This is a genomic window from Halomonas korlensis (assembly GCF_900116705.1).
Classification (GTDB): domain Bacteria; phylum Pseudomonadota; class Gammaproteobacteria; order Pseudomonadales; family Halomonadaceae; genus Halomonas; species Halomonas korlensis.
Window position 1 is genome coordinate 14,553 of sequence record NZ_FPBP01000013.1, and the last position, 18,581, is coordinate 33,133.

The following is an 18,581-nucleotide window of genomic DNA, read 5'->3' on the forward strand; positions in this document are numbered from 1 at the left end:
GCGTTGCTTACATGCCGGCAGTATCGCGGATCAGGCGAAAGAGGCGGCGGGCATGAGTTGGCGACTTGTTCTGGTCACGCTCGTGGCGAGCGTTGCGGATCAATTGCCGCAAGGCCTGGCGGTCGACATTGGGGAAGTCGGTGATAAAGGCCTCGACGGCGGGGTCGCCTTGATCGATCAGCCGATCCCGCCAGCCTTCCAGGCGATGAAAGGCGTGATCACGCTGTAGTTGCTCCTGCTCGACTTCCTCGAATACGGCATGGATGGCGTCGAGGTCTTCGCGGCGCATCAATTTGCCAATGTACTGCATGTGCCGACGACGGCCTTCGTGGGAGCGGATTCGTGAGGTTTCCTTGACGGCGGCGAGCAGTTCATCCGAGAGGGGTAAGCGTGCACGTTCGGCGTCACTCATGGCGATGATTCGCTCCCCCAGGGCCTGCAGGGCCGACATTTCACGTTTGAGCTGGGATTTGCTGGGCCGTTCGTCGGCCGGAGAAAGATCATCCTGGGTCATGCCGGTTCCATTCGTGAGAGTCAGTATTCGATCATTATATCAGCCCGCGGTCGCGGTCTGGACAATGCACCATCTAGATGGCTGGCCATGACGCCGGCCAAGCGAGGAGACATATCATGACACAGGCGTTCGATGCCGCCATCCAGCAGCGCTTGCTGGAGTCACGAGCCGAGTCCGCCCTGGCCCTTGCGCGCCGCTTGGGCGCCGATGCCTGCGAGGTTGGAGCCAGCGTCGATCAAGGCATTGGCATCAGCGTGCGCGAGGGTGACGTGGAGACAGTGGAGCTTTCCCGCGATCAGGGTATTGCGGTGACGGTGTATGTCGGGGCGCGCAAGGGCAGCGCTTCATCGTCGGATGCCGGCGAAGCCTCGATCCGTGCCGTGGTGGAAAAAGCCATGGCCATCGCTTGTCACACCGGAGAAGACCCGGCTTCGGGCCTGGCCGATGCCGAGCTGATGGCACAGGCGCTTCCGGACCTCGACGTGCATCATCCCTGGGCGCTGACCACCGACCGCGGCATCGAGCTGGCGTTGGCGTGCGAGGCGGCCGGGCGTGGTGTGGCCGGCATCCGCAGCTCCGATGGGGCCTCACTGTCAAGCGGCGAAGGGGTACGCGTCTACGCCAACAGTCACGGTTTCCTGGGCAGCCAGCGCGGCAGCCGGCACTCGCTGTCGTGCATGCTGATCGCCGAGAACGAGACAGGTATGCAGCGCGACTATGACTATACGACCGCGCGTCATCCTGGTGATCTCCAGAGCCCTGAGGTGGTCGGCGCGAGTGCGGCAAAGCGCACCCTGCGTCGCCTGGGCGGCCGTCGTCCGGCGACGGGCCGCTTCCCGGTACTGTTCGACCCAACGCAGGCCAGCGGTCTGGTGGGGCACCTGATGGGGGCGGTCGCCGGTGGCGCGCTCTATCGCCAGGCCTCTTTCCTCTGTGATCGTCTGGGAGATCCGCTGTTTCCCGACTGGTTCAGTCTTGGTGAGCGACCCATGGAGATCGGCGGCATGGCGAGCAGCCCGTTCGACAATGACGGCGTGCAGACGCGCGACAATGTGTTCATCGACCAGGGACGCCTGGCCAGCTATATGCTATCGGCCTACAGTGCCCGCCGCCTCGGCATGCAGAGTACCGGTAATGCCGGTGGTGCTCGCAATCTGCGCATTGACGCGCCACTGACGGCGCCGGAGGTCTTGCTCGAACGTATGGGACGCGGAGTTCTGGTCACCGAGCTGATGGGGCAGGGCGTCAACGGCGTGACAGGAGACTACTCGCGAGGTGCCGCGGGCTTCTGGGTCGAAAATGGCGAGATTCAGTATCCCGTCGAGGAGTTCACGATTGCCGGGAATCTCGAAAGCATGTTCAGGGGACTGATGGGCGTGGGCAGCGACACCGATACCCGCGGCAGCATTCACACCGGCAGCTGGCTGATCGATGAAATGACCGTGGCCGGGGGTTAGCCGTCTTCCTCGAATCGGGCCTCGAACAAGGCCTCCAGGGCCTGCAGCGCCGCCTCGGCGTCATGGCCCTCGGCATCGATACGCAACTCGGTCCCGCATGGCGCCGCCAGCATCAGTAGCGACATGATGTTGGCGCCGTCCGCCTGTCTTTCCGCATGGCTCACCGTGATCCGGGCATCGAAGGGCTGGCAGCATTGCACCAGCTTGGTGGCGGCTCGTGCATGCAGGCCGCGTCGATTGGTCAGGGTCAACGTGCGATACACCACGCGTCAGGTTCCTTGGCTTGCATTCTCGATGAGGGGCGACGGCTGAATATGCGGCAGGGTGTCGTGAATGCCGAGTTCACGGTGGCGTAAACGCACACTGGGGCACTGATACAACATCTGGCGAGCCAGGCGCTCGACGAGATAGACCGAGCGATGCTTGCCTCCGGTGCAGCCGATTGCCACGGTCAGGTAGCTGCGGTGGCTGGCCTGATAGGCAGGCAGCCACCGCTCCACCCAGGCCTGAATGTCACGATACATGTCGCCGACGATGGGGAAGCCCTCGAGAAAGGCGATGATCTCAGGGTCGCGGCCGGTGGCATCGCGCAGCCTGGGGTCCCAGTGAGGGTTGGGCAGGCAGCGGGCGTCGAAGACGATATCGGCATCCAGCGGTACACCACGTTTGAAGCCGAACGATTCCACGGTGAGGGTCATCTGGTTGGAACGGTGACTGGCCACCTGATCACTGATCCGGCCACGCAGTTCATGGACCGACAGACGCGAGGTATCGATGATCAAGTCGGAAAGATCACGAATCTCGGCCAGGGCCTGTTCTTCGGAGTCGATCGCCTCGGCCAGGGTCATGTCGCTTCCCCGCGTCAGCGGGTGACGGCGTCGGGTCTCGGAATAGCGCTCGAGCAGGATGCGCGCGTCGGTCGTGAGATAGACCACCTGACAATCGATCTGGCGTTGCCTGACCTCCTCGAGCAGCCGCGGAAATCGCTCTAGTGCGTGCGGCAGGTTGCGCGCGTCGATGCTGACCGCGATCGAGGTGTGCGGGGCCTGGTCTCGGCGCAATTCGTCTACCAGAGGGCCAAGCAGCATCGCCGGTAGATTGTCGATCGCATAGTAACCAAGATCCTCGAGCGCCTGCAGCGCGATCGACTTTCCTGAGCCAGAACGGCCGCTGATGATCACGAGCTGCATGGTGGGTCTCCTGGTCGTGGTGCTGGCCGGGCGGTCCCAGGAAATCAGGCATTCGCCTGTCGTCGGATCGCGCCGATAAGGTATTCATGCAATTCGCGCTGGCTGGCGGCCTTGCGCAGCTGGCTGCGTGTTTCGCTATCGTTCATCACCCCCGCTACCTGGGCAAGTAGCGCCAGGTGGTCGTCGTCGGCCTCCTCAGGCACCAGCAACACGAAGACCAGATCTACCGGCTCGCCGTCGATGGCATCGAAATCCACTGGCTCGCTGAGTTTCAGGAAGCCGGCGATCGGTGTCTTGCAGTGAGGGCTTCGGGCATGCGGAATGGCCACGCCATTGCCGATGCCGGTGCTCCCGAGCCGCTCACGGCCGATCAGACGGCTGAAGACTTCCTGGCTGTCCAGGCTGGGTGTGTTCTGGGCGATGAACGTACTGAAGAATTCAAGTACCCGCTTTTTACTCCCCCCGGGCACGCTGAAGAGAATGCGCTCGGGGGGCAGGATGGTTTCGAGTGTCATGATAAGTCAGCGAGCGCCAGCGCCTTGGGCGCGGGCCTGGGATTTTTCCTTGTGCTTGACCAACTGACGATCCAGCTTGTCGGCGAGGGCGTCCAGGGCGGCGTACATGTCGTTGTCCTGGGCTTCGGCATGCAGATCGGCACCGGCGGCATGCAGCGTGCAGGCGGCCAGTTGCCGCTCCTTTTCGACCGAGAGCGTGACCTGCACATTGGTGATGTTGTCGTAGTGGCGTTCTACGCGAGTGAGCTTCTCGTTCACATAGTCACGCAGGGCGTCAGTCAGTTCCACATGATGGCCGGTGATGTTGACTTGCATGACATGCTCCTTCGTCCTTCGAATGGTGATTCGATTGTAACCCTTTTTCCAGGCTTGCAAACCCCTGCCGCCGGTGGGATTCAAAAGCGCCGCGAACGGCTTCATTTCAACCGCTTGCGCTCGCTTGAGGGGGGGATGCCCAAGGCCTCGCGATATTTGGCGACGGTGCGCCGGGCCACATTGATGCCAGCCTCTTCAAGCATCGCCACCAGCTTGCTGTCGGATAGCGGCTTGCGCGGTGGCTCCTCCTGAACCAGTTTGCGGATACGCGCCCGGATCGCGGTGCTGGAATGGGCGTCGCCGTCTCCATTACCTACCTGGCTGGAGAAGAAGTACTTCAGCTCGAAGACCCCGCGAGGCGTATGGATGAATTTCTGGGTTGTCACCCGCGAGATGGTCGATTCATGCATTTCCACTATTTGGGCGATATCGGCGAGGATCAAGGGCTTCATCGCCTCTTCGCCGCGTTCCAGAAAGTCGATCTGACGCACCATGATCTCGCGGCCGACACGCAGCAGGGTGTCATTGCGGCTCGACAGGCTCTTCATCAGCCAGCGCGCTTCCTGTAAGTGGTCCTTGAGGAATTGGTTATCACGGCTCTTGTCCGCGCGGCGGATCAGCGAGGCGTAATCGGGTTGAATCCGCAGTCGTGGCAGAGCCTGGGCATTGAGTTCGACATGCCAGCCGTGGCGGTCGTGCCGCGCAACGAGGTCGGGAATCACGTAGTCGCTGCTGGATTCGCCGAGGTGGCTGCCGGGGCGGGGGTCGAGCGTTCGCACCAGCGCGATCACCGCATCGAGGGCGGCGTCATCGAGGCCAAGCCGACGCTTGAGCAGGCGCCGGTCGCCGCTGGCCAAGGCTTCGAGGAACTGGCGAACCAGCCGACGAGCCTGGGGCAGCAAGGGCGTATCGTCAGGTAGACCGGCGAGCTGCAACATCAGGCATTCCCGCAGGTCACGGGCGAAGATGCCCGTCGGTTCGAATTGCTGCAAGCGCAACAGAACCTGCTCGATCTCACGGGTCTTGAGCCCGGCAAGCCCCTGGCTTCTGAGACCCTCGCACAGCTCGTCGAGAGGCTGGGTCAGATAGCCGGCGCCATCCACAGCATCGATCAGGGTATCGCCGATCAGCCGCTGACGAGGTTCCAGGTCGGTCATGGCCAGTTGCCAGGCGAGATGGCCCTGCAGGCTCTGGCCGTCGGCCTGGCGCTCGAAGTCAGGCCCTTCGCCGCCCCCGGCGGCCGGGGCGAGATCCTGGTAGGTGTCGGACCAGTCGCTGTCGGTGGACAGCTCGTCGGGAATTTCGCTGGCCCACTCCTCCTCTGACGCTTCGCTGACGGACTGCTCGCCGAATTCGTCCTCCAGTTCGAGCATGGGGTTGGATTCCAGCGCCTGCTGGATTTCCTGGCGCAGGTCCAGCGTGGAGAGCTGCAGCAGGGCGATGGCCTGTTGCAGCTGCGGCGTCATGGTCAGCTGAGTGCCGAGGCGCAGTTGCAGAGACGCTTTCATGGCCATGAAAAAGACTTGCTCGTCTGTCGAAAAGAATCACCCTAATCCGCCGATCGACAGGATGCAACTTGGTTCTTGGCATTTTTATAGCAATAACTATGCCAATGGCAATTAGCATGCCGCCGACCAATTAATGCTGGATGATCATGTAGGTAAGGTGGGTGAATTCGATGTTATATGAGTTATAGGCGGAAGTCTTCGCCAAGGTAGACGTCGCGAACCTGCTGATTGGCGATGATCGCCGCGGCGTCTCCCTCGGCGATAATCCGTCCATCGCCGACGATGTAGGCAGAATCGCAGATATCGAGGGTTTCGCGGACATTATGGTCGGTAATCAGTACGCCGATATGTCGCGCCTTGAGCTGGCGGATGATGCCCTTGATTTCGCCTACCGAGATCGGATCGACCCCGGCAAAGGGCTCGTCGAGCAGGATGAAAGCGGGTTCCGTCGCCAGGGCGCGGGCGATCTCGACGCGTCGCCGCTCGCCGCCGGACAGGCTCATGCCGAGGTTGTGACGAATCGGCTCGACGTGAAAATCGTGGAGCAATTCCTCCAGGCGCGCCTGACGGCCGGCCCGGTCGAGATCCTTGCGCGTCTCGAGAATCGCCATGATGTTGTCGGCCACCGAGAGCTTGCGAAAGATCGAGGCCTCCTGGGGCAGGTAGCCAATCCCGGCGCGAGCGCGTTCATGCATGGCGGCGCGCGACAGGTCGCGGTCATCGATATGCACTTCGCCGGCATCGGCACGTACCAGCCCCACGATCATGTAGAAGGACGTCGTCTTGCCCGCGCCGTTGGGGCCCAGCAGGCCCACCACCCGGCCCTGTTCGATGGCCAGACTGATGTCCTGCACCACGCGGCGGCTCTTGTAGCTCTTGGCCAGATGGCTGGCACGAAGGGTCTTCATTAAGGTCTCAGTTTTCCGGCTGCAGGGTCATGCGCACGCGCTGGCGATCTTCGATGCCTTCGGACTCGGAGCGGGCTTGAACTACCCGGCGGTCGAGAAAATATTCCAGATAGGCCCCGTCGAAGGTGTCGCCGCCCTGGTGAAGTTCGGCGCGGTCGATCAATTCCACCCGGCGCTCGGCAACGTGGTAAATCACGGTACGCCCCCAGCCGCGCACCAGTGGGTCGTCGGGGCTTGGCTGTTGCTCGATATAGGCGCGCTCGCCGTTGGCAGTCGCGCGCGTCAGTTGCCCCTCGGCGTTGCGCTGGATCTCGACGCGATCGCCGGTGAGCTGCATGCTGCCTTGTTGAATCTCGACATCGCCGGAGTAGACCGCCGTGCCGGCGCTGTCGTCAAGATCCAACTGGTCGGCGACGACCTCGACAGGGGCTTCGGCATCTCCTTCCAGAGCCAGGGCGGGAGTTGTGACAACGGTGGCGATGGCCAGACCGAGTGGCGCCAGTTTGGTCAGCAAGCCTGAGGGCGGTCGCATCATGGCTAGGGTTCCTCGTCGGTGGATGACGTTGTCTCGGGGGGATGATAGCCACGGACATTGTCGGTGGATGACGTTGTCTCGGGGGGATGATAGCCACGGACATTGTCGGTCAGACGCAGGCGATTGTCATGAATCCAGGCATCGAAGCGCTCCCCACGCATCTCCTGTGGTGGCTGGCGAAAGACAGCCGGGGTCTCGCTCCAGGCGCGGCCCTGCTCGGAATCGTAATGCAGAATCTCGGTGTCGAGCTGCCAATTTTCCGCGGGAGCACGAAGCCGGGTGTCGCCGCTCAGGGTCAGCGGGTTGCCGCCGGGGCCGAGCGTGCCGCTGTCGCTGGTGGCCAGCCAGGTTCGCCCGGCCTCGCTGATCAGGCGCATGTCCGGCGTCGCCAGCCTTGTCACGTCATCGTGCGGGGTATGCACCAGGCGCGGCGTCTCGAGCCGTTGATGGGCCTGGCCCTCGCTGTCGAAGCGGGTCAGCCTCACACCCTCGAGGTAATAATCCGGCTCGCCGGCCTCGTCATGAGGAATGGGGCCGGGTATCAAGGCATCGCGCTGGTCGAGAAACGCCAGCAGGCCGCCCAGACCCAGCAGCAGCAAGAACAGCCAGACCTTGAACGACGGGCGCGGCAGTCGCAGCGCCATGGTGTCAGCGGGCCCCGTGAAGATAGGTGTCGAGTACGGCGTCCCAGTGTCCCTGAGCCTTGAGCAAGGTGTCACAGATCTCGCGCACCGCGCCATGGCCGCCCTCGCGCTGTGTGACCCAGTCAGCTTGCCGGCGGATGTAATCCGGTGCGCCGGGAACGCTGATGCCCACACCGGCGTGCCTGATGGCCCCGACGTCAGGCATATCGTCGCCACAGTAAGCGACCTGCTCGAGTGTCAGTCCCAGCTGTGAACAAAGGTCGCGCAGCTTGGATAGCTTTCTCTCGACGCCTTGGTAAAGGTGCTTGATGCCCAGCGAGGCAGCGCGATGGCTGACCATGGGCGAGTCACGACCGGTGACCAGTGCGACCGTGAGCCCGGCCCGCTGCAGCAGCTTGATACCGTGACCGTCCAGGGTATTGAAGCCCTTGATCTCTATCCCGTCGGCCTGAAAATACAGCTGGCCGTCGGTGAGTACGCCGTCGACGTCGAGCGCCAGCAGGCGGATATGGCGCAGCCGGTCGATCAGGCCGTTGTCGTTCAGTGGGGCATCAAGGGGCATAGGGACTCCAGTCGCAGGATACATATCGTAGGGTAATAGTCGTGGGTAACGGCATTAGATGACTCCGCTGGCCAGCAGGTCGTGCATGTGCAGGGCACCGATGGGATGCCCGTTATCGTCGATCACGGCGAGGGCAGAGATGCGGTTGTCCTCCATGATGCGCACGGCTTCCGCCGCCAGGGTATCGGGCGAAACCCGCTTGCCGGGGGTGGTCATGACCTCATCGACCACCAGCCCAGTGAGGTCATTGTGCTGATCGAGTGTCCGCCGCAGGTCGCCATCGGTATATACACCCGCCAGACGGCCGTCGGGGGCAACCACACAGGTAAAGCCCAGCCCCTGGCGAGTGATTTCCAGCAAGGCATCACGCAGCGGACTGCCGAGTGGCACCGAAGGCAGTCGGCTCCCTTGATGCATCAGGTCGGCGACCCGTAGCAACAGGCGTTTGCCCAGGCTGCCGCCGGGGTGGGAGAGTGCGAAATCCTCGGCAGTGAAGCCTCGAAACTCGAGTAGCGCGACCGCCAGCGCATCGCCTAGGGCCAGCGACGCCGTAGTCGAGGAGGTCGGGGCGAGATCCAGCGGGCAGGCCTCACGTTCGACGCCGGCATTCAGATGGGCATTGGCGTGGCGAGCCAGGGTCGATCCGGGGCGGCCGGTCATACTGATCAGCGGGGTGCCCATGCGCTTGAGCAGCGGCAGCAACGCGGTCACCTCGGCGGTCTCGCCGGAGTTCGACAGCGCCAGCACCACATCGCCCCGGGTGATCATGCCCAGATCGCCATGGCTGGCCTCGCCGGGATGCACGAAGAAGGCGGGGGTGCCAGTGCTGGCAAGCGTCGCGGCGATCTTGCCGGCGATGTGTCCCGACTTGCCCATGCCGGTGACGATCACACGCCCGCGGCAGGCCAGGATAAGCTCACAGGCGCGATCGAAGTCGCCGTCGAGGCGCTCGCAGAGCGCCGCGACGGCCTGATGCTCGAGTTGCAGGGTGCGGCGAGCGCTCTCGCGAAGGGGCGAAGGATTCGATTCAGTAGGGGTGTCTGTACTCATGACGATGATTGTTATCCGTTGTCGGATGGCACTCAAGCCGAAGATGGCATTCGGCGGTGGTGTATCGGCCCGATTAGTTGCTTCAATGAGCAGGCAGGCCGCTGCCACCGGTACCTAGCCAGATCAGATAGGCCAAATAACTCAGCGCCAGCAGGCCACCGGGTAACCGGCCCAGCGCGCCGCGCCGCTGCCAGAGCAGCAACATGGCCAGGGCCAGCGTCAAGGCCAGCATGACCGGATAATCGCGCTCCCCGGCGGCTGAGTCGATCAGGCCAGGAGCGATGAGACCCGGCAAGGGCAGCACCGCGAGCAGGTTGAAGAGGTTGGAGCCGATGACATTGCCGATAGCGATGTCGTGATGGCGCTTGAGAGCGCTGGCCACGCAGGCGGCCAGCTCGGGGAGGCTGGTGCCAATGGCCACGACCGTGAGGCCGATGACCAGTTCGCTGACGCCGAGCCCTCTGGCCAGTTCGCTGGCGCCCCAGACCAGCGCGCGGGAGCCGACAACCATGATGGCTAGCGTTCCCACCAGCCATAACAGGGCGCGTTGCAGGGTCATGTCGGGGATGTCGCCGGTTGCGTCGTCGTCGGGGCTGTCGGCGCGGAACAGCCACCAGAGGCTGAAGACCAGCAGTGCCAGCAGGAACAGGGCATCGAAGCGCCCCAGGATGCCGTTGGCCAGCGCATAGCCGGCCAGGCCAGTGGCGCCGAGCAGCAGGGGGAGTTCACGGCGTACGATCGAAAAGCGGATCGGGATGGGGCTGACCAGAGCGGTCACGCCGAGAACCAGGCCGATGTTGGCGATATTGGAGCCAAGCGCATTGCCGGTCGCAAGGTCGGGGATGCCGTCCAGCGACGCCATCAGCGAGACGACGATTTCCGGAGCCGAGGTACCCAGTGCCACGATGGTCATGCCGACTAGCATGGGGCTCATGCCGGCGCGATAGGCCGTCGCGGCGGCGGCTCCGATGAAGCGATCAGCACTCCACAACAGGGCAAGGAAGCCCAGCAGTACAGTGATTATCGGTAGCAGCATGGCAAGTGACGTCTAGGCTAGGCGATGGGGGCCCATTAAACGTGCTGCGCCGCAATGCTGCAAGCGGATGGGTGGTGGCGTAAGGCGCGGAGGTTAGGATACGATGTTCGATAATATGTCGAAGGATACGAGCCGATGAGCGACACGCCCTTCGTGGTGGTGGAAGGATTGCATTTTTCGCGGGGCGAAACGGAGATTTTCCGCGGCGTCGACCTGCAGATTCCCCGTGGCAAGATGACGGCGATCATGGGCCCAAGCGGCACCGGCAAGACCACCCTGCTCAAGCTGATCGGTGGGCAGCTACAGCCCGACGCCGGCCGCGTGCTGATCGAGGGTGAGAATATCCACGCACAGTCACGCAAGGCGCTTTTCGCCATGCGCCGGCGCATGGGCATGCTTTTTCAGAGCGGGGCGCTGTTTTCCGACCTGAGCGTATTCGAGAATGTGGCGTTTCCCTTGCGGGTGCATACCGATCTGCCGGAAGCCATGGTGCGCGACCTGGTATTAATGAAGCTCGAGGCGGTGGGGCTGCGCGGTGCAAGAGACCTGATGCCGGCCGAGCTCTCCGGTGGCATGACGCGTCGCGTGGCGCTGGCTCGGGCCATTGCGCTGGATCCGCAACTGATTCTGTATGATGAGCCCTTTGTCGGCCAGGACCCCATTTCCATGGGCGTGCTGGTGCAATTGATCAAGCGGCTCAACGAGGCCTTGGGGCTCACGTCCGTGGTGGTGTCGCACGACATCAAGGAGACACTCTCCATTGTCGATTATGTGTACGTGATCTCCGATGGACAGGTGATGGCGCATGGCACACCCAAGAGCCTCGACGTTAATCAAGATGCTCGCGTTCGCCAGTTCGTTCATGGTGAGCCGGATGGGCCGGTTCCCTTTCATTATCCGGCGAAGGATTACTTCAGCGATATCCTCGACGCGGGAGTCCGCTCATGATCGGCAGCCTCAGGCGGCTTGGCCGTTTCGGTTGTAATGCGCTGGAGTCGCTGGGGCGCGCCGGTGGCTTCCTGTTGCTTTCCGCCTTTGCGGTGCCCAGCCGCGAAGGCTTTGGACTGTGGGTGCGCCAGATGCATTTCGTGGGCGTCCTGTCGCTGGCTATCGTGCTGGTGTCGGGGTTGTTCATCGGCATGGTGCTGGCGCTCCAGGGCTACACTATCCTGGTCGAATTCGGCGCCGAGCAGGCGTTGGGCCAGATGGTCGCCCTGTCGCTGTTGCGGGAGCTGGCGCCGGTCGTGGCGGCGTTGCTGTTCGCGGGGCGTGCCGGTTCGGCGCTGACTGCCGAGATCGGCCTGATGAAGGCCACCGAGCAGCTTTCCAGCATGGAGATGATCGGTGTCGACCCCTTGCGCCGTGTCGTGGCGCCGCGGTTGTGGGCCGGCTTCGTGGCACTGCCGCTGCTTACCGTTGGCTTCAGTGTGGTGGGCATCTGGGGCGGCTATCTGGTCGGGGTCGAGTGGCTAGGCGGTTTCGAGGGTTCCTACTGGGGTAACATGCAGTCCAGCGTCGAGTTTCTGGACGATGTGGGCAACGGCATGATCAAGAGCATGGTCTTCGCCGTGGTGGTGACCTGGATTGCGGTCTTCCAGGGCTACGACCTGATCCCCACCTCCGAGGGCATCTCGCGGGCCACGACCCGTACCGTGGTGTATTCCTCGCTGGCCGTTCTCGGCCTTGATTTCGTGCTGACGGCGGTAATGTTTGGAGGACTTTCCTGATGGCGGGAGCTAACGCATGAAGCGCAGCAAGACAATGGAACTGGGCGTCGGGCTGTTCATGCTGGCGGGTATCCTGGGGTTGGTGTTTCTGGGCCTCAGGGTCAGCGGCATGACGCTTAACGCGTCGGGCGATACCTTCCGCCTCGAGGCCAATTTCGCCAATATCGGCAGTCTCAAGCCGCGGGCGCGGGTCACCATGGCCGGTGTCACGGTAGGGCGAATTTCAGCCATTGAGCTCGATACCGAATGGTACGATGCCCGAGTGGTAATGGAGCTCGATTCCGACCTGGAAGGAGAGCTCTCGCGGGATACCACGGCGGCCATCCTCACTGCCGGTCTGCTTGGTGAGCAGTACGTGGGCCTGTCGGTGGGTGGCGATCCCGAAATGTTGGCGGATGGCGACACCATCCGCGATACCCAGTCGGCGGTCGTGCTCGAAGAACTCATCCAGCAATTCGTGTCCAATATGGTCAACGATTGAAGTGCCACCGAACGGTTGGCGCTCCATGCATTATCGTAAGGAAAACGCTCATGTCATTCTTGCCTACTTTTGTACGCCCACTCGTGGTCATCTGTTATTTGATGTTGTTTGCCATGCCGGCCCTGTCGCAGCAGCCTGAGACATCTCCCGAAGATATGATTCGCGGCAGTGTCGATGAGTTGATGGGCAAGATCGAAGGACGCAAGGATTACTTCGCCGAGAACATCGAAGAACTCGAGGCCCTGGTCGATGATAGCCTCGAGGACGTCGCCGATTTCCGTTATATCGGAGCCAGCGTGATGGGGCGTTATTTCCAGAATGCCAGCCCGCAGCAGCGTTCGCGGTTTGTCGATACTTTCCGACAGACACTGATCGATACCTATACCAAGGGCCTGGTGACTTTCGATTATCGCGATATCCGAGTACTCGATACCCAGCAGGCGTCCCGCTACGAAGACCAGGCGAGCGTAGCCATGGAAGTCGTCGCCGAAGACGGGAGTGTCTATCCGGTCAGCTATTCATTGCGCCTGGATGATGGCGAATGGAAAGTCGTCAATGTGATCGTCAATGGCATCAACCTCGGTCTTACCTTCCGTAACCAGTTCGATCAGGCCATGCGCGACAACAATCGTGACTATGATGCGGTGATCGATGGCTGGGCGCCCGAGCTTGCCGTCGAGGAGTTGGAGGAGGGCGGCAACGAATGACCCGGCTTCTCGGGCTCGATGGTCTTGCGCTGGACTCAGGCCCGCAGGGGCTGGCGGTTTCAGGCGAGGTCGATTTCGATGTGGCCAGTTCCCTGGCGTCAGCGGGAAGCGAGTGGTTGGCCACGCTGCCGTCCGGGACCCACGTTGATTTTGACCTGACGGGGGTCGCCGGCGTCAGCAGCGCGGCCCTCAGCGTGCTGCTGGAGTGGACACGCCGGGCACAGAAGGCGGGGCTTAACGTGGCATCGGTACGCCTCTCGACCTCTCTGGTGCGGCTTACCCGCCTGGCCGGTATCGATCGACTGCTACCCTTGAGCGATGCAACCTGAGGACGGCCGGTTTCGGACGGCCGGCATCGCCAAGGGCGACGCTTTTCATTACCATGGACGCCTTTCCTTTTTCCACCGACTGCCTCGTGGTCGGGGAATCGTTTTTATGTGTCGTACGTTTCTGCATCTTAGGAGTGCCGAGCCATGCAACCCAACGACGTCAAGACGTTGCTCGAGTCGCGCATCGACGGCTGTGAGTTTCATATCCAGGGCGAAGGCTGCAACTTCCAGGTGGTCGCCATCAGCGAGCTGTTCGAGGGGCTGTCCGCGGTCAAGCGCCAACAAATGATCTATGGCGCCCTGGCCGACGAGATCGCTTCCGGCGCCCTGCACGCCATCAGCATCAAGGCTTATACGCCGGCGCAATGGCAGGCCGCTGCCAACCAGGGAGCCTGACGGCAGTCGTTCATGGATAAGTTGATTATTACCGGCAATGGCCCCGTTGATGGCGAGGTCTGGGCCAGTGGCGCCAAGAATGCGGCGTTACCGATTCTCTGTGCCACGCTGCTCGCCGATGAGCCGGTGACCATCGGCAATCTGCCGCACCTGCAGGACATCACCACCACGCTCGAGCTGCTTGGCCATCTGGGCCTGGAACCCGTGATGGGCGAGAAGATGTCCATTCAGTTGGATGGCTCACAGGTGCGTCATTGCGATGCACCCTATGAGCTGGTCAAGAAGATGCGTGCCTCCATTCTAGTGCTGGGGCCCTTGCTTGCGCATTTCGGCCATGCCGACGTTTCCTTGCCCGGCGGTTGTGCGATCGGTTCCCGGCCGGTGGACCTGCATATTCGTGGCCTTGAAGCCATGGGGGCGGAGGTGCGTGTCGAGGGAGGCTACATTCGGGCGCGCGTCGAGAATCGTCTGAAGGGGGCGACCATCTTCTTCGATACCGTGACCGTGACGGGCACCGAGAATCTGCTGATGGCGGCGACCCTGGCGGCTGGCACCACGGTGCTGGAAAATGCCGCACGGGAGCCGGAGGTCATCGATCTGGCCGAGTGCCTGATCGCCATGGGGGCCGATATCCGCGGCCATGGCACCGATACCATCACCATCGAGGGCGTCGAGCGCCTCCACGGCGCCTACCACAACGTCATGCCCGATCGCATCGAGACCGGCACGTTTCTGGTGGCTGCGGCACTTTCTCGCGGCAAAGTCAGGGTGCGTCGTACGCGGGCCGACATTCTCGATGCAGTGCTGGCCAAGCTGGAAGAGGCTGGCGCCACGATTACTACCGGTGACGACTGGATAGCGCTGGATATGCAGGGGCGTCGCCCCAGAGCGGTCAATATTCGCACCGCACCCTACCCGGCGTTTCCCACCGACATGCAGGCGCAGTTCGTGGCACTCAATGCAGTGGCCGAGGGAACCGCCAGAGTGGTCGAGACCATCTTCGAGAACCGCTTCATGCACGTTCAGGAACTCAACCGCATGGGCGCGCACATTGCCCTGGAAGGCAACACGGCGGTAATAACAGGCGTTGAGCGATTATCCGGCGCGCCGGTGATGGCAACGGATCTCCGGGCGTCGGCTTCGCTGGTGATCGCCGCAATGATGGCCGATGGCGAAACCCTGGTGGATCGCATCTACCATATCGACCGCGGCTATGAGTGCATCGAGGAAAAACTGCAGCTGCTGGGTGCCTGCATTCGGCGGATTCCCGGCTAGCGCCAAGGCGCTGCATTCCCATACAGGCGAGACCATGAGCAAGCAATTGATTCTGGCCCTTTCCAAGGGGCGTATTCTCGACGAAACCCTGCCGTTGCTGGCTGATGCGGGCATCTCACCCAGCGAGGATCTGGGCGCCAGCCGCAAGCTGTTGTTCGATACCAATCTGGACGATGTCAAGCTGGTGATCCTGCGTGCCACCGACGTGCCCACCTATGTTCAACTGGGCGCGGCCGATATCGGAGTGGCGGGCAAGGATGTCCTGCTCGAGCATGGTGCGGAAGGCCTATATGAGCCGCTGGATCTCGAGATCGCCGCGTGTAAGCTGATGACCGCCGGCATCACCGGCGCCGAACCGGCCCGGGCACGGCGTCGTGTGGCTACCAAGTTCGTCAATGTGGCGCGCCGCTATTATGCAGTGCAGGGTATCCAGGCCGAGGTGATCAAGCTCTATGGCGCCATGGAGCTGGCGCCGTTGATGAATCTCGCCGACGAGATCGTCGACATCGTGGACACCGGCAACACTCTGAGAGCCAACGGTATGGAACCACGTGAACTGATCGCGCCGATCAGCACGCGGCTGGTGGTCAACAAGGCAGCCATGACCATGAAGCATGAACGGCTCAAGCCCTTGATCGCCCGTCTGGAGCAGGCGGTGGCGGCGCGGCGCGAATGTATCTAGCCACGCTCGTGGGCCCTATCCCGCATTATTCATGTCAGGGAGTAACGCATTCATGACCACGACAGTGTCCCGGACCTCAACGCCAGGCGGCATATCCCGGCTCGTCACCAATCAGGCTGACTTCGATACCCGCCTCGAGGCCCTGCTGGCCTGGGAAGGCGTATCCGATGCCGAGGTGAAGGCGCGCGTCGACGCCATCATTGCCGATGTGAGGGCGCGTGGCGATGCGGCATTGATCGACTACAGCAACCGTCTTGATCGTTTGCAGGTCACCTCGATGGCCGAGCTGACCCTCGACCAGGCTCGCCTCGAGCAAGCCTATCAAGGGTTACCCGCAGAGCAGCGTGACGCCCTGACAGCGGCGGCCGAGCGTATTCGGCTCTATCATGAGCGGCAAAAGCCCGAATCCTGGCGCTATACCGAAGCGGATGGCAGCGTACTGGGGCAGCAGGTCGCGCCACTGGATCGCGCCGGGATCTATGTGCCCGGTGGCAAGGCCACTTATCCTTCCTCGGTGCTGATGAACGCGATTCCCGCCCATGTGGCCGGCGTTCGCGAAATCATCATGGTGGTGCCGACCCCTGATGGGATGCTTAACGAGCTGGTGCTGGCGGCAGCGTATCTAGCCGGTGTCGATCATGTCTTTACCTTGGGTGGCGCCCAGGCGGTGGCGGCCCTGGCCTATGGCACCGAGACGGTCCCCCGCGTCGACAAGATCGTCGGGCCGGGCAACATCTACGTGGCCACAGCCAAGCGGGCGGTGTTCGGTCAGGTGGGAATCGACATGATCGCCGGGCCTTCCGAGATTCTGGTGATCTCGGATGGTGGTACCAACCCCGACTGGCTGGCCATGGACCTGTTCTCCCAGGCCGAGCATGACGAGGATGCCCAGGCCATTCTGGTGAGCTGGGATGCCGCGCATCTGGAGGCCGTGCAGGAGTCCATCGATCGCCTGTTGCCGACGCTCGAGCGCGAGGCGATCGTACGCGAGTCCTTGGCGAGCCGTGGCGCGCTGATCCAGTGTCGCGATCGTGTCGAAGCGATTGCGTTGATCAATCGCATCGCCCCGGAACACCTGGAGCTATCGCTGTCCAATCCCGATGACTGGTTGCCCGATATCCGCCACGCCGGCGCCATTTTCATGGGCCGCCATACCGCGGAGGCTTTGGGCGACTACTGCGCCGGACCCAACCACGTGCTGCCGACCTCCGGCACGGCACGCTTCTCTTCCCCGTTGGGCGTTTACGATTTCCAGAAGCGCTCGTCGATTATTCATTGCTCGCCGGAAGGGGCCTCTGAGCTTGGCCGGGTGGCTTCCATTCTGGCCAGGGGCGAAGCGCTAACGGCGCACGCTCGTTCCGCCGAGTATCGTATCGAATCTTGAGGCGGATTCCGGTACCGGAAACGTTGTCCGCTCAACCCTGTATGCGCCTGAACTACCACCCCTGTGATGGCAGGGGTGCAAGGTGGTCATAAGGCGCAATTTATCTTTCGGTCTGGCGCAACTCGGGGGGTGGGCGTTCGCCAACTTCTACCGTCAATTCCCGCGACTCTCCCTCACGCAGCACGGTCACGGAAAGCTGTTGGCCGGGCTCAATCGCGGCGATGTCGCTCATGGCAATGCGCGCATCGAGGATGGGCCGGCCAGCGAGTTCCAGCAGTATATCGCCGGTCTTCAGACCTGCCTCGTCGGCGGGCCCCGACGGCACGACGCCTGATACCACCACGCCACGAGGTATCTGGAGGCCGAACGAGGCTGCCAGGTCCTGATTGAGTTCCTGGGCTTCGATGCCCAGCCATCCACGAATGACACGGCCCTGGGTGACCAGATCATCGAGGATGCTTCGGGCCAGATTGGCGGGAATTGCGAAACCTATGCCTTGCGAGCCGCCCGAGCGGGAGAAGATGGCGGTATTGATACCAACCAGCGACCCCTCAGCATTGATCAAGGCGCCGCCGGAGTTGCCAGGATTAATGGCGGCATCGGTCTGGATGAAATCCTCGTAGGCGTTAAGGCCCAGATGGCTGCGGCCGGTAGCGCTGATGATGCCCATGGTGACCGTCTGGCCGACACCAAATGGGTTGCCGATGGCCAGGGACACGTCGCCCACAGCCACGTCGCCGGAGTCGGCTAGCTCGATGACGGGAAGGTCGTCGAGGTCGATGCGAAGTACCGCCAGGTCGCTCTCCGGGTCGGTGCCGATGACCTCGGCGAGAATCTCGCGGCCGTCACGCAGGGCGACCTGGATCTGGTCGGCACCATTTATGACGTGGTGGTTGGTGAGAACGTAGCCGTCTTCGCTGACGATAACACCAGACCCCAGGCTCGAGAGCATGCGTTGCCGGGCCGGCATGTCTTCACCGAAGAACTGGCGAAAGAAAGGGTCCGACATCAGCGGGTGCTCCTCACGCTCGACCACCCGTGAGGAGTAGATGTTGGCGACAGCCGGCGCGGCACGTTCAACGGCATCGGCATAACTGGCGGGCCCCTGGCCACGGGAGAGTGGCTCTGCCTGGCGCACCTCGGGAGAAGGGCGTGAGGTATCCTCGTTCACGTTTTCGAATGGCGTCGAGGTGACGCCAGAAGCAGGTGGCGATGACGAGCCAGGCGACGGGTCGTGACGCCCCATGAGTTGTGGGAAGGCATTGAGCAGCACGATGGCCAGCAGCACGCCGATCAGCGCAGGCCAGACATACGGCAACAGGGAGCGTCGCATGCGAGAGGGTTCCTTGCTTGGGGTGGTCGCGAG

At 62.6% G+C, this 18,581-nt stretch carries 23 protein-coding genes; 10 read left to right on the top strand and 13 right to left on the bottom strand.

Annotation, left to right across the window (positions count from 1 at the left end; translation table 11 throughout):
• Nucleotides 1-7 precede the first annotated feature (7 nt).
• Nucleotides 8-514, bottom strand: coding sequence for a ribosome biogenesis factor YjgA (gene yjgA / locus BM341_RS15520; protein ID WP_089796977.1), 507 nt, complete (start codon nt 512-514; stop codon nt 8-10).
• A gap of 116 nt (nt 515-630) precedes the next feature.
• Here yjgA and pmbA point away from each other — a divergent pair, with 116 nt between their 5' ends.
• Nucleotides 631-1,971, top strand: coding sequence for a metalloprotease PmbA (gene pmbA, locus BM341_RS15525; protein ID WP_089796978.1), 1,341 nt, complete (start codon nt 631-633; stop codon nt 1,969-1,971).
• On the opposite strand, the gene BM341_RS15530 is transcribed toward pmbA, so the two are convergent.
• The 11 genes from BM341_RS15530 to BM341_RS15580 form a co-directional block, all read right to left on the bottom strand.
• Nucleotides 1,968-2,237, bottom strand: coding sequence for an HPr family phosphocarrier protein (locus tag BM341_RS15530; protein WP_089796979.1), 270 nt, complete (start codon nt 2,235-2,237; stop codon nt 1,968-1,970). The genes pmbA and BM341_RS15530 overlap by 4 nt on opposite strands.
• 3 nt (nt 2,238-2,240) lie before the next feature.
• Nucleotides 2,241-3,161: an RNase adapter RapZ gene (gene rapZ / locus BM341_RS15535; RefSeq protein WP_089796980.1), complete on the bottom strand. Its 921-nt coding sequence runs from the start codon at nt 3,159-3,161 to the stop codon at nt 2,241-2,243.
• A gap of 44 nt (nt 3,162-3,205) precedes the next feature.
• The gene (gene ptsN / locus BM341_RS15540; RefSeq protein WP_089796981.1) at nt 3,206-3,676 is read right to left on the bottom strand and encodes a PTS IIA-like nitrogen regulatory protein PtsN; all 471 of its coding nucleotides are present in this window, start codon (nt 3,674-3,676) and stop codon (nt 3,206-3,208) included.
• Between the two features lie 6 nt (nt 3,677-3,682).
• The gene (gene hpf, locus BM341_RS15545; RefSeq protein WP_089796982.1) at nt 3,683-3,991 is read right to left on the bottom strand and encodes a ribosome hibernation-promoting factor, HPF/YfiA family; all 309 of its coding nucleotides are present in this window, start codon (nt 3,989-3,991) and stop codon (nt 3,683-3,685) included.
• Between the two features lie 101 nt (nt 3,992-4,092).
• Nucleotides 4,093-5,505: an RNA polymerase factor sigma-54 gene (locus BM341_RS15550; protein WP_089796983.1), complete on the bottom strand. Its 1,413-nt coding sequence runs from the start codon at nt 5,503-5,505 to the stop codon at nt 4,093-4,095.
• Between the two features lie 176 nt (nt 5,506-5,681).
• Nucleotides 5,682-6,407: an LPS export ABC transporter ATP-binding protein gene (lptB, locus tag BM341_RS15555; RefSeq protein ID WP_089796984.1), complete on the bottom strand. Its 726-nt coding sequence runs from the start codon at nt 6,405-6,407 to the stop codon at nt 5,682-5,684.
• Nucleotides 6,408-6,414: 7 nt separating this feature from the next.
• Nucleotides 6,415-6,942, bottom strand: a complete 528-nt coding sequence (gene lptA, locus BM341_RS15560) for a lipopolysaccharide transport periplasmic protein LptA (RefSeq protein ID WP_245784303.1) — start codon at nt 6,940-6,942, stop codon at nt 6,415-6,417.
• 2 nt (nt 6,943-6,944) lie between these two features.
• On the bottom strand, nt 6,945-7,586 hold the full coding sequence (lptC, locus tag BM341_RS15565; protein WP_089796985.1) for an LPS export ABC transporter periplasmic protein LptC: 642 nt from the start codon (nt 7,584-7,586) through the stop codon (nt 6,945-6,947).
• 4 nt (nt 7,587-7,590) lie between these two features.
• The gene (locus tag BM341_RS15570) at nt 7,591-8,148 is read right to left on the bottom strand and encodes a KdsC family phosphatase (RefSeq protein ID WP_089796986.1); all 558 of its coding nucleotides are present in this window, start codon (nt 8,146-8,148) and stop codon (nt 7,591-7,593) included.
• Between the two features lie 54 nt (nt 8,149-8,202).
• Nucleotides 8,203-9,198, bottom strand: a complete 996-nt coding sequence (locus tag BM341_RS15575; RefSeq protein ID WP_089796987.1) for a KpsF/GutQ family sugar-phosphate isomerase — start codon at nt 9,196-9,198, stop codon at nt 8,203-8,205.
• An 82-nt stretch (nt 9,199-9,280) separates the two neighbouring features.
• Nucleotides 9,281-10,234 carry a calcium/sodium antiporter gene (locus BM341_RS15580; RefSeq protein ID WP_089796988.1) on the bottom strand — a complete coding sequence of 318 codons (954 nt, stop codon included), beginning with the start codon at nt 10,232-10,234 and terminating at the stop codon, nt 9,281-9,283.
• A 135-nt stretch (nt 10,235-10,369) separates the two neighbouring features.
• Between BM341_RS15580 and BM341_RS15585 the strand changes: the two genes are divergently transcribed.
• From BM341_RS15585 to hisD, 9 genes are all read left to right on the top strand, one after another.
• A complete protein-coding gene (locus BM341_RS15585) occupies nt 10,370-11,182 on the top strand; it encodes an ATP-binding cassette domain-containing protein (RefSeq protein WP_089796989.1) in 813 nt (270 codons plus the stop codon).
• Nucleotides 11,179-11,961 carry a lipid asymmetry maintenance ABC transporter permease subunit MlaE gene (mlaE, locus tag BM341_RS15590; protein ID WP_089796990.1) on the top strand — a complete coding sequence of 261 codons (783 nt, stop codon included), beginning with the start codon at nt 11,179-11,181 and terminating at the stop codon, nt 11,959-11,961. The genes BM341_RS15585 and mlaE overlap by 4 nt, the downstream gene beginning before the upstream one ends.
• 16 nt (nt 11,962-11,977) lie before the next feature.
• On the top strand, nt 11,978-12,442 hold the full coding sequence (gene mlaD, locus BM341_RS15595; protein ID WP_089796991.1) for an outer membrane lipid asymmetry maintenance protein MlaD: 465 nt from the start codon (nt 11,978-11,980) through the stop codon (nt 12,440-12,442).
• A gap of 50 nt (nt 12,443-12,492) precedes the next feature.
• Entirely contained in the window at nt 12,493-13,149 is a 657-nt protein-coding gene (locus tag BM341_RS15600; RefSeq protein WP_089796992.1) for an MlaC/ttg2D family ABC transporter substrate-binding protein, read from the top strand.
• Nucleotides 13,146-13,478 carry an STAS domain-containing protein gene (locus BM341_RS15605; protein ID WP_089796993.1) on the top strand — a complete coding sequence of 111 codons (333 nt, stop codon included), beginning with the start codon at nt 13,146-13,148 and terminating at the stop codon, nt 13,476-13,478. Before BM341_RS15600 ends, BM341_RS15605 begins: the two co-directional genes overlap by 4 nt.
• Nucleotides 13,479-13,622: 144 nt before the next feature.
• Entirely contained in the window at nt 13,623-13,874 is a 252-nt protein-coding gene (locus BM341_RS15610) for a BolA family protein (RefSeq protein WP_089796994.1), read from the top strand.
• Nucleotides 13,875-13,886: 12 nt separating this feature from the next.
• Entirely contained in the window at nt 13,887-15,149 is a 1,263-nt protein-coding gene (murA, locus tag BM341_RS15615) for a UDP-N-acetylglucosamine 1-carboxyvinyltransferase (RefSeq protein ID WP_089796995.1), read from the top strand.
• Between the two features lie 34 nt (nt 15,150-15,183).
• Nucleotides 15,184-15,831 carry an ATP phosphoribosyltransferase gene (gene hisG, locus BM341_RS15620; protein ID WP_089796996.1) on the top strand — a complete coding sequence of 216 codons (648 nt, stop codon included), beginning with the start codon at nt 15,184-15,186 and terminating at the stop codon, nt 15,829-15,831.
• Nucleotides 15,832-15,883: 52 nt separating this feature from the next.
• Nucleotides 15,884-17,215 (top strand): histidinol dehydrogenase, encoded by a 1,332-nt coding sequence (gene hisD / locus BM341_RS15625; RefSeq protein ID WP_089796997.1) that lies wholly within the window; start codon nt 15,884-15,886, stop codon nt 17,213-17,215.
• 100 nt (nt 17,216-17,315) lie between these two features.
• On the opposite strand, the gene BM341_RS15630 is transcribed toward hisD, so the two are convergent.
• Nucleotides 17,316-18,548 carry a Do family serine endopeptidase gene (locus BM341_RS15630; RefSeq protein WP_089796998.1) on the bottom strand — a complete coding sequence of 411 codons (1,233 nt, stop codon included), beginning with the start codon at nt 18,546-18,548 and terminating at the stop codon, nt 17,316-17,318.
• Nucleotides 18,549-18,581 lie beyond the last annotated feature (33 nt).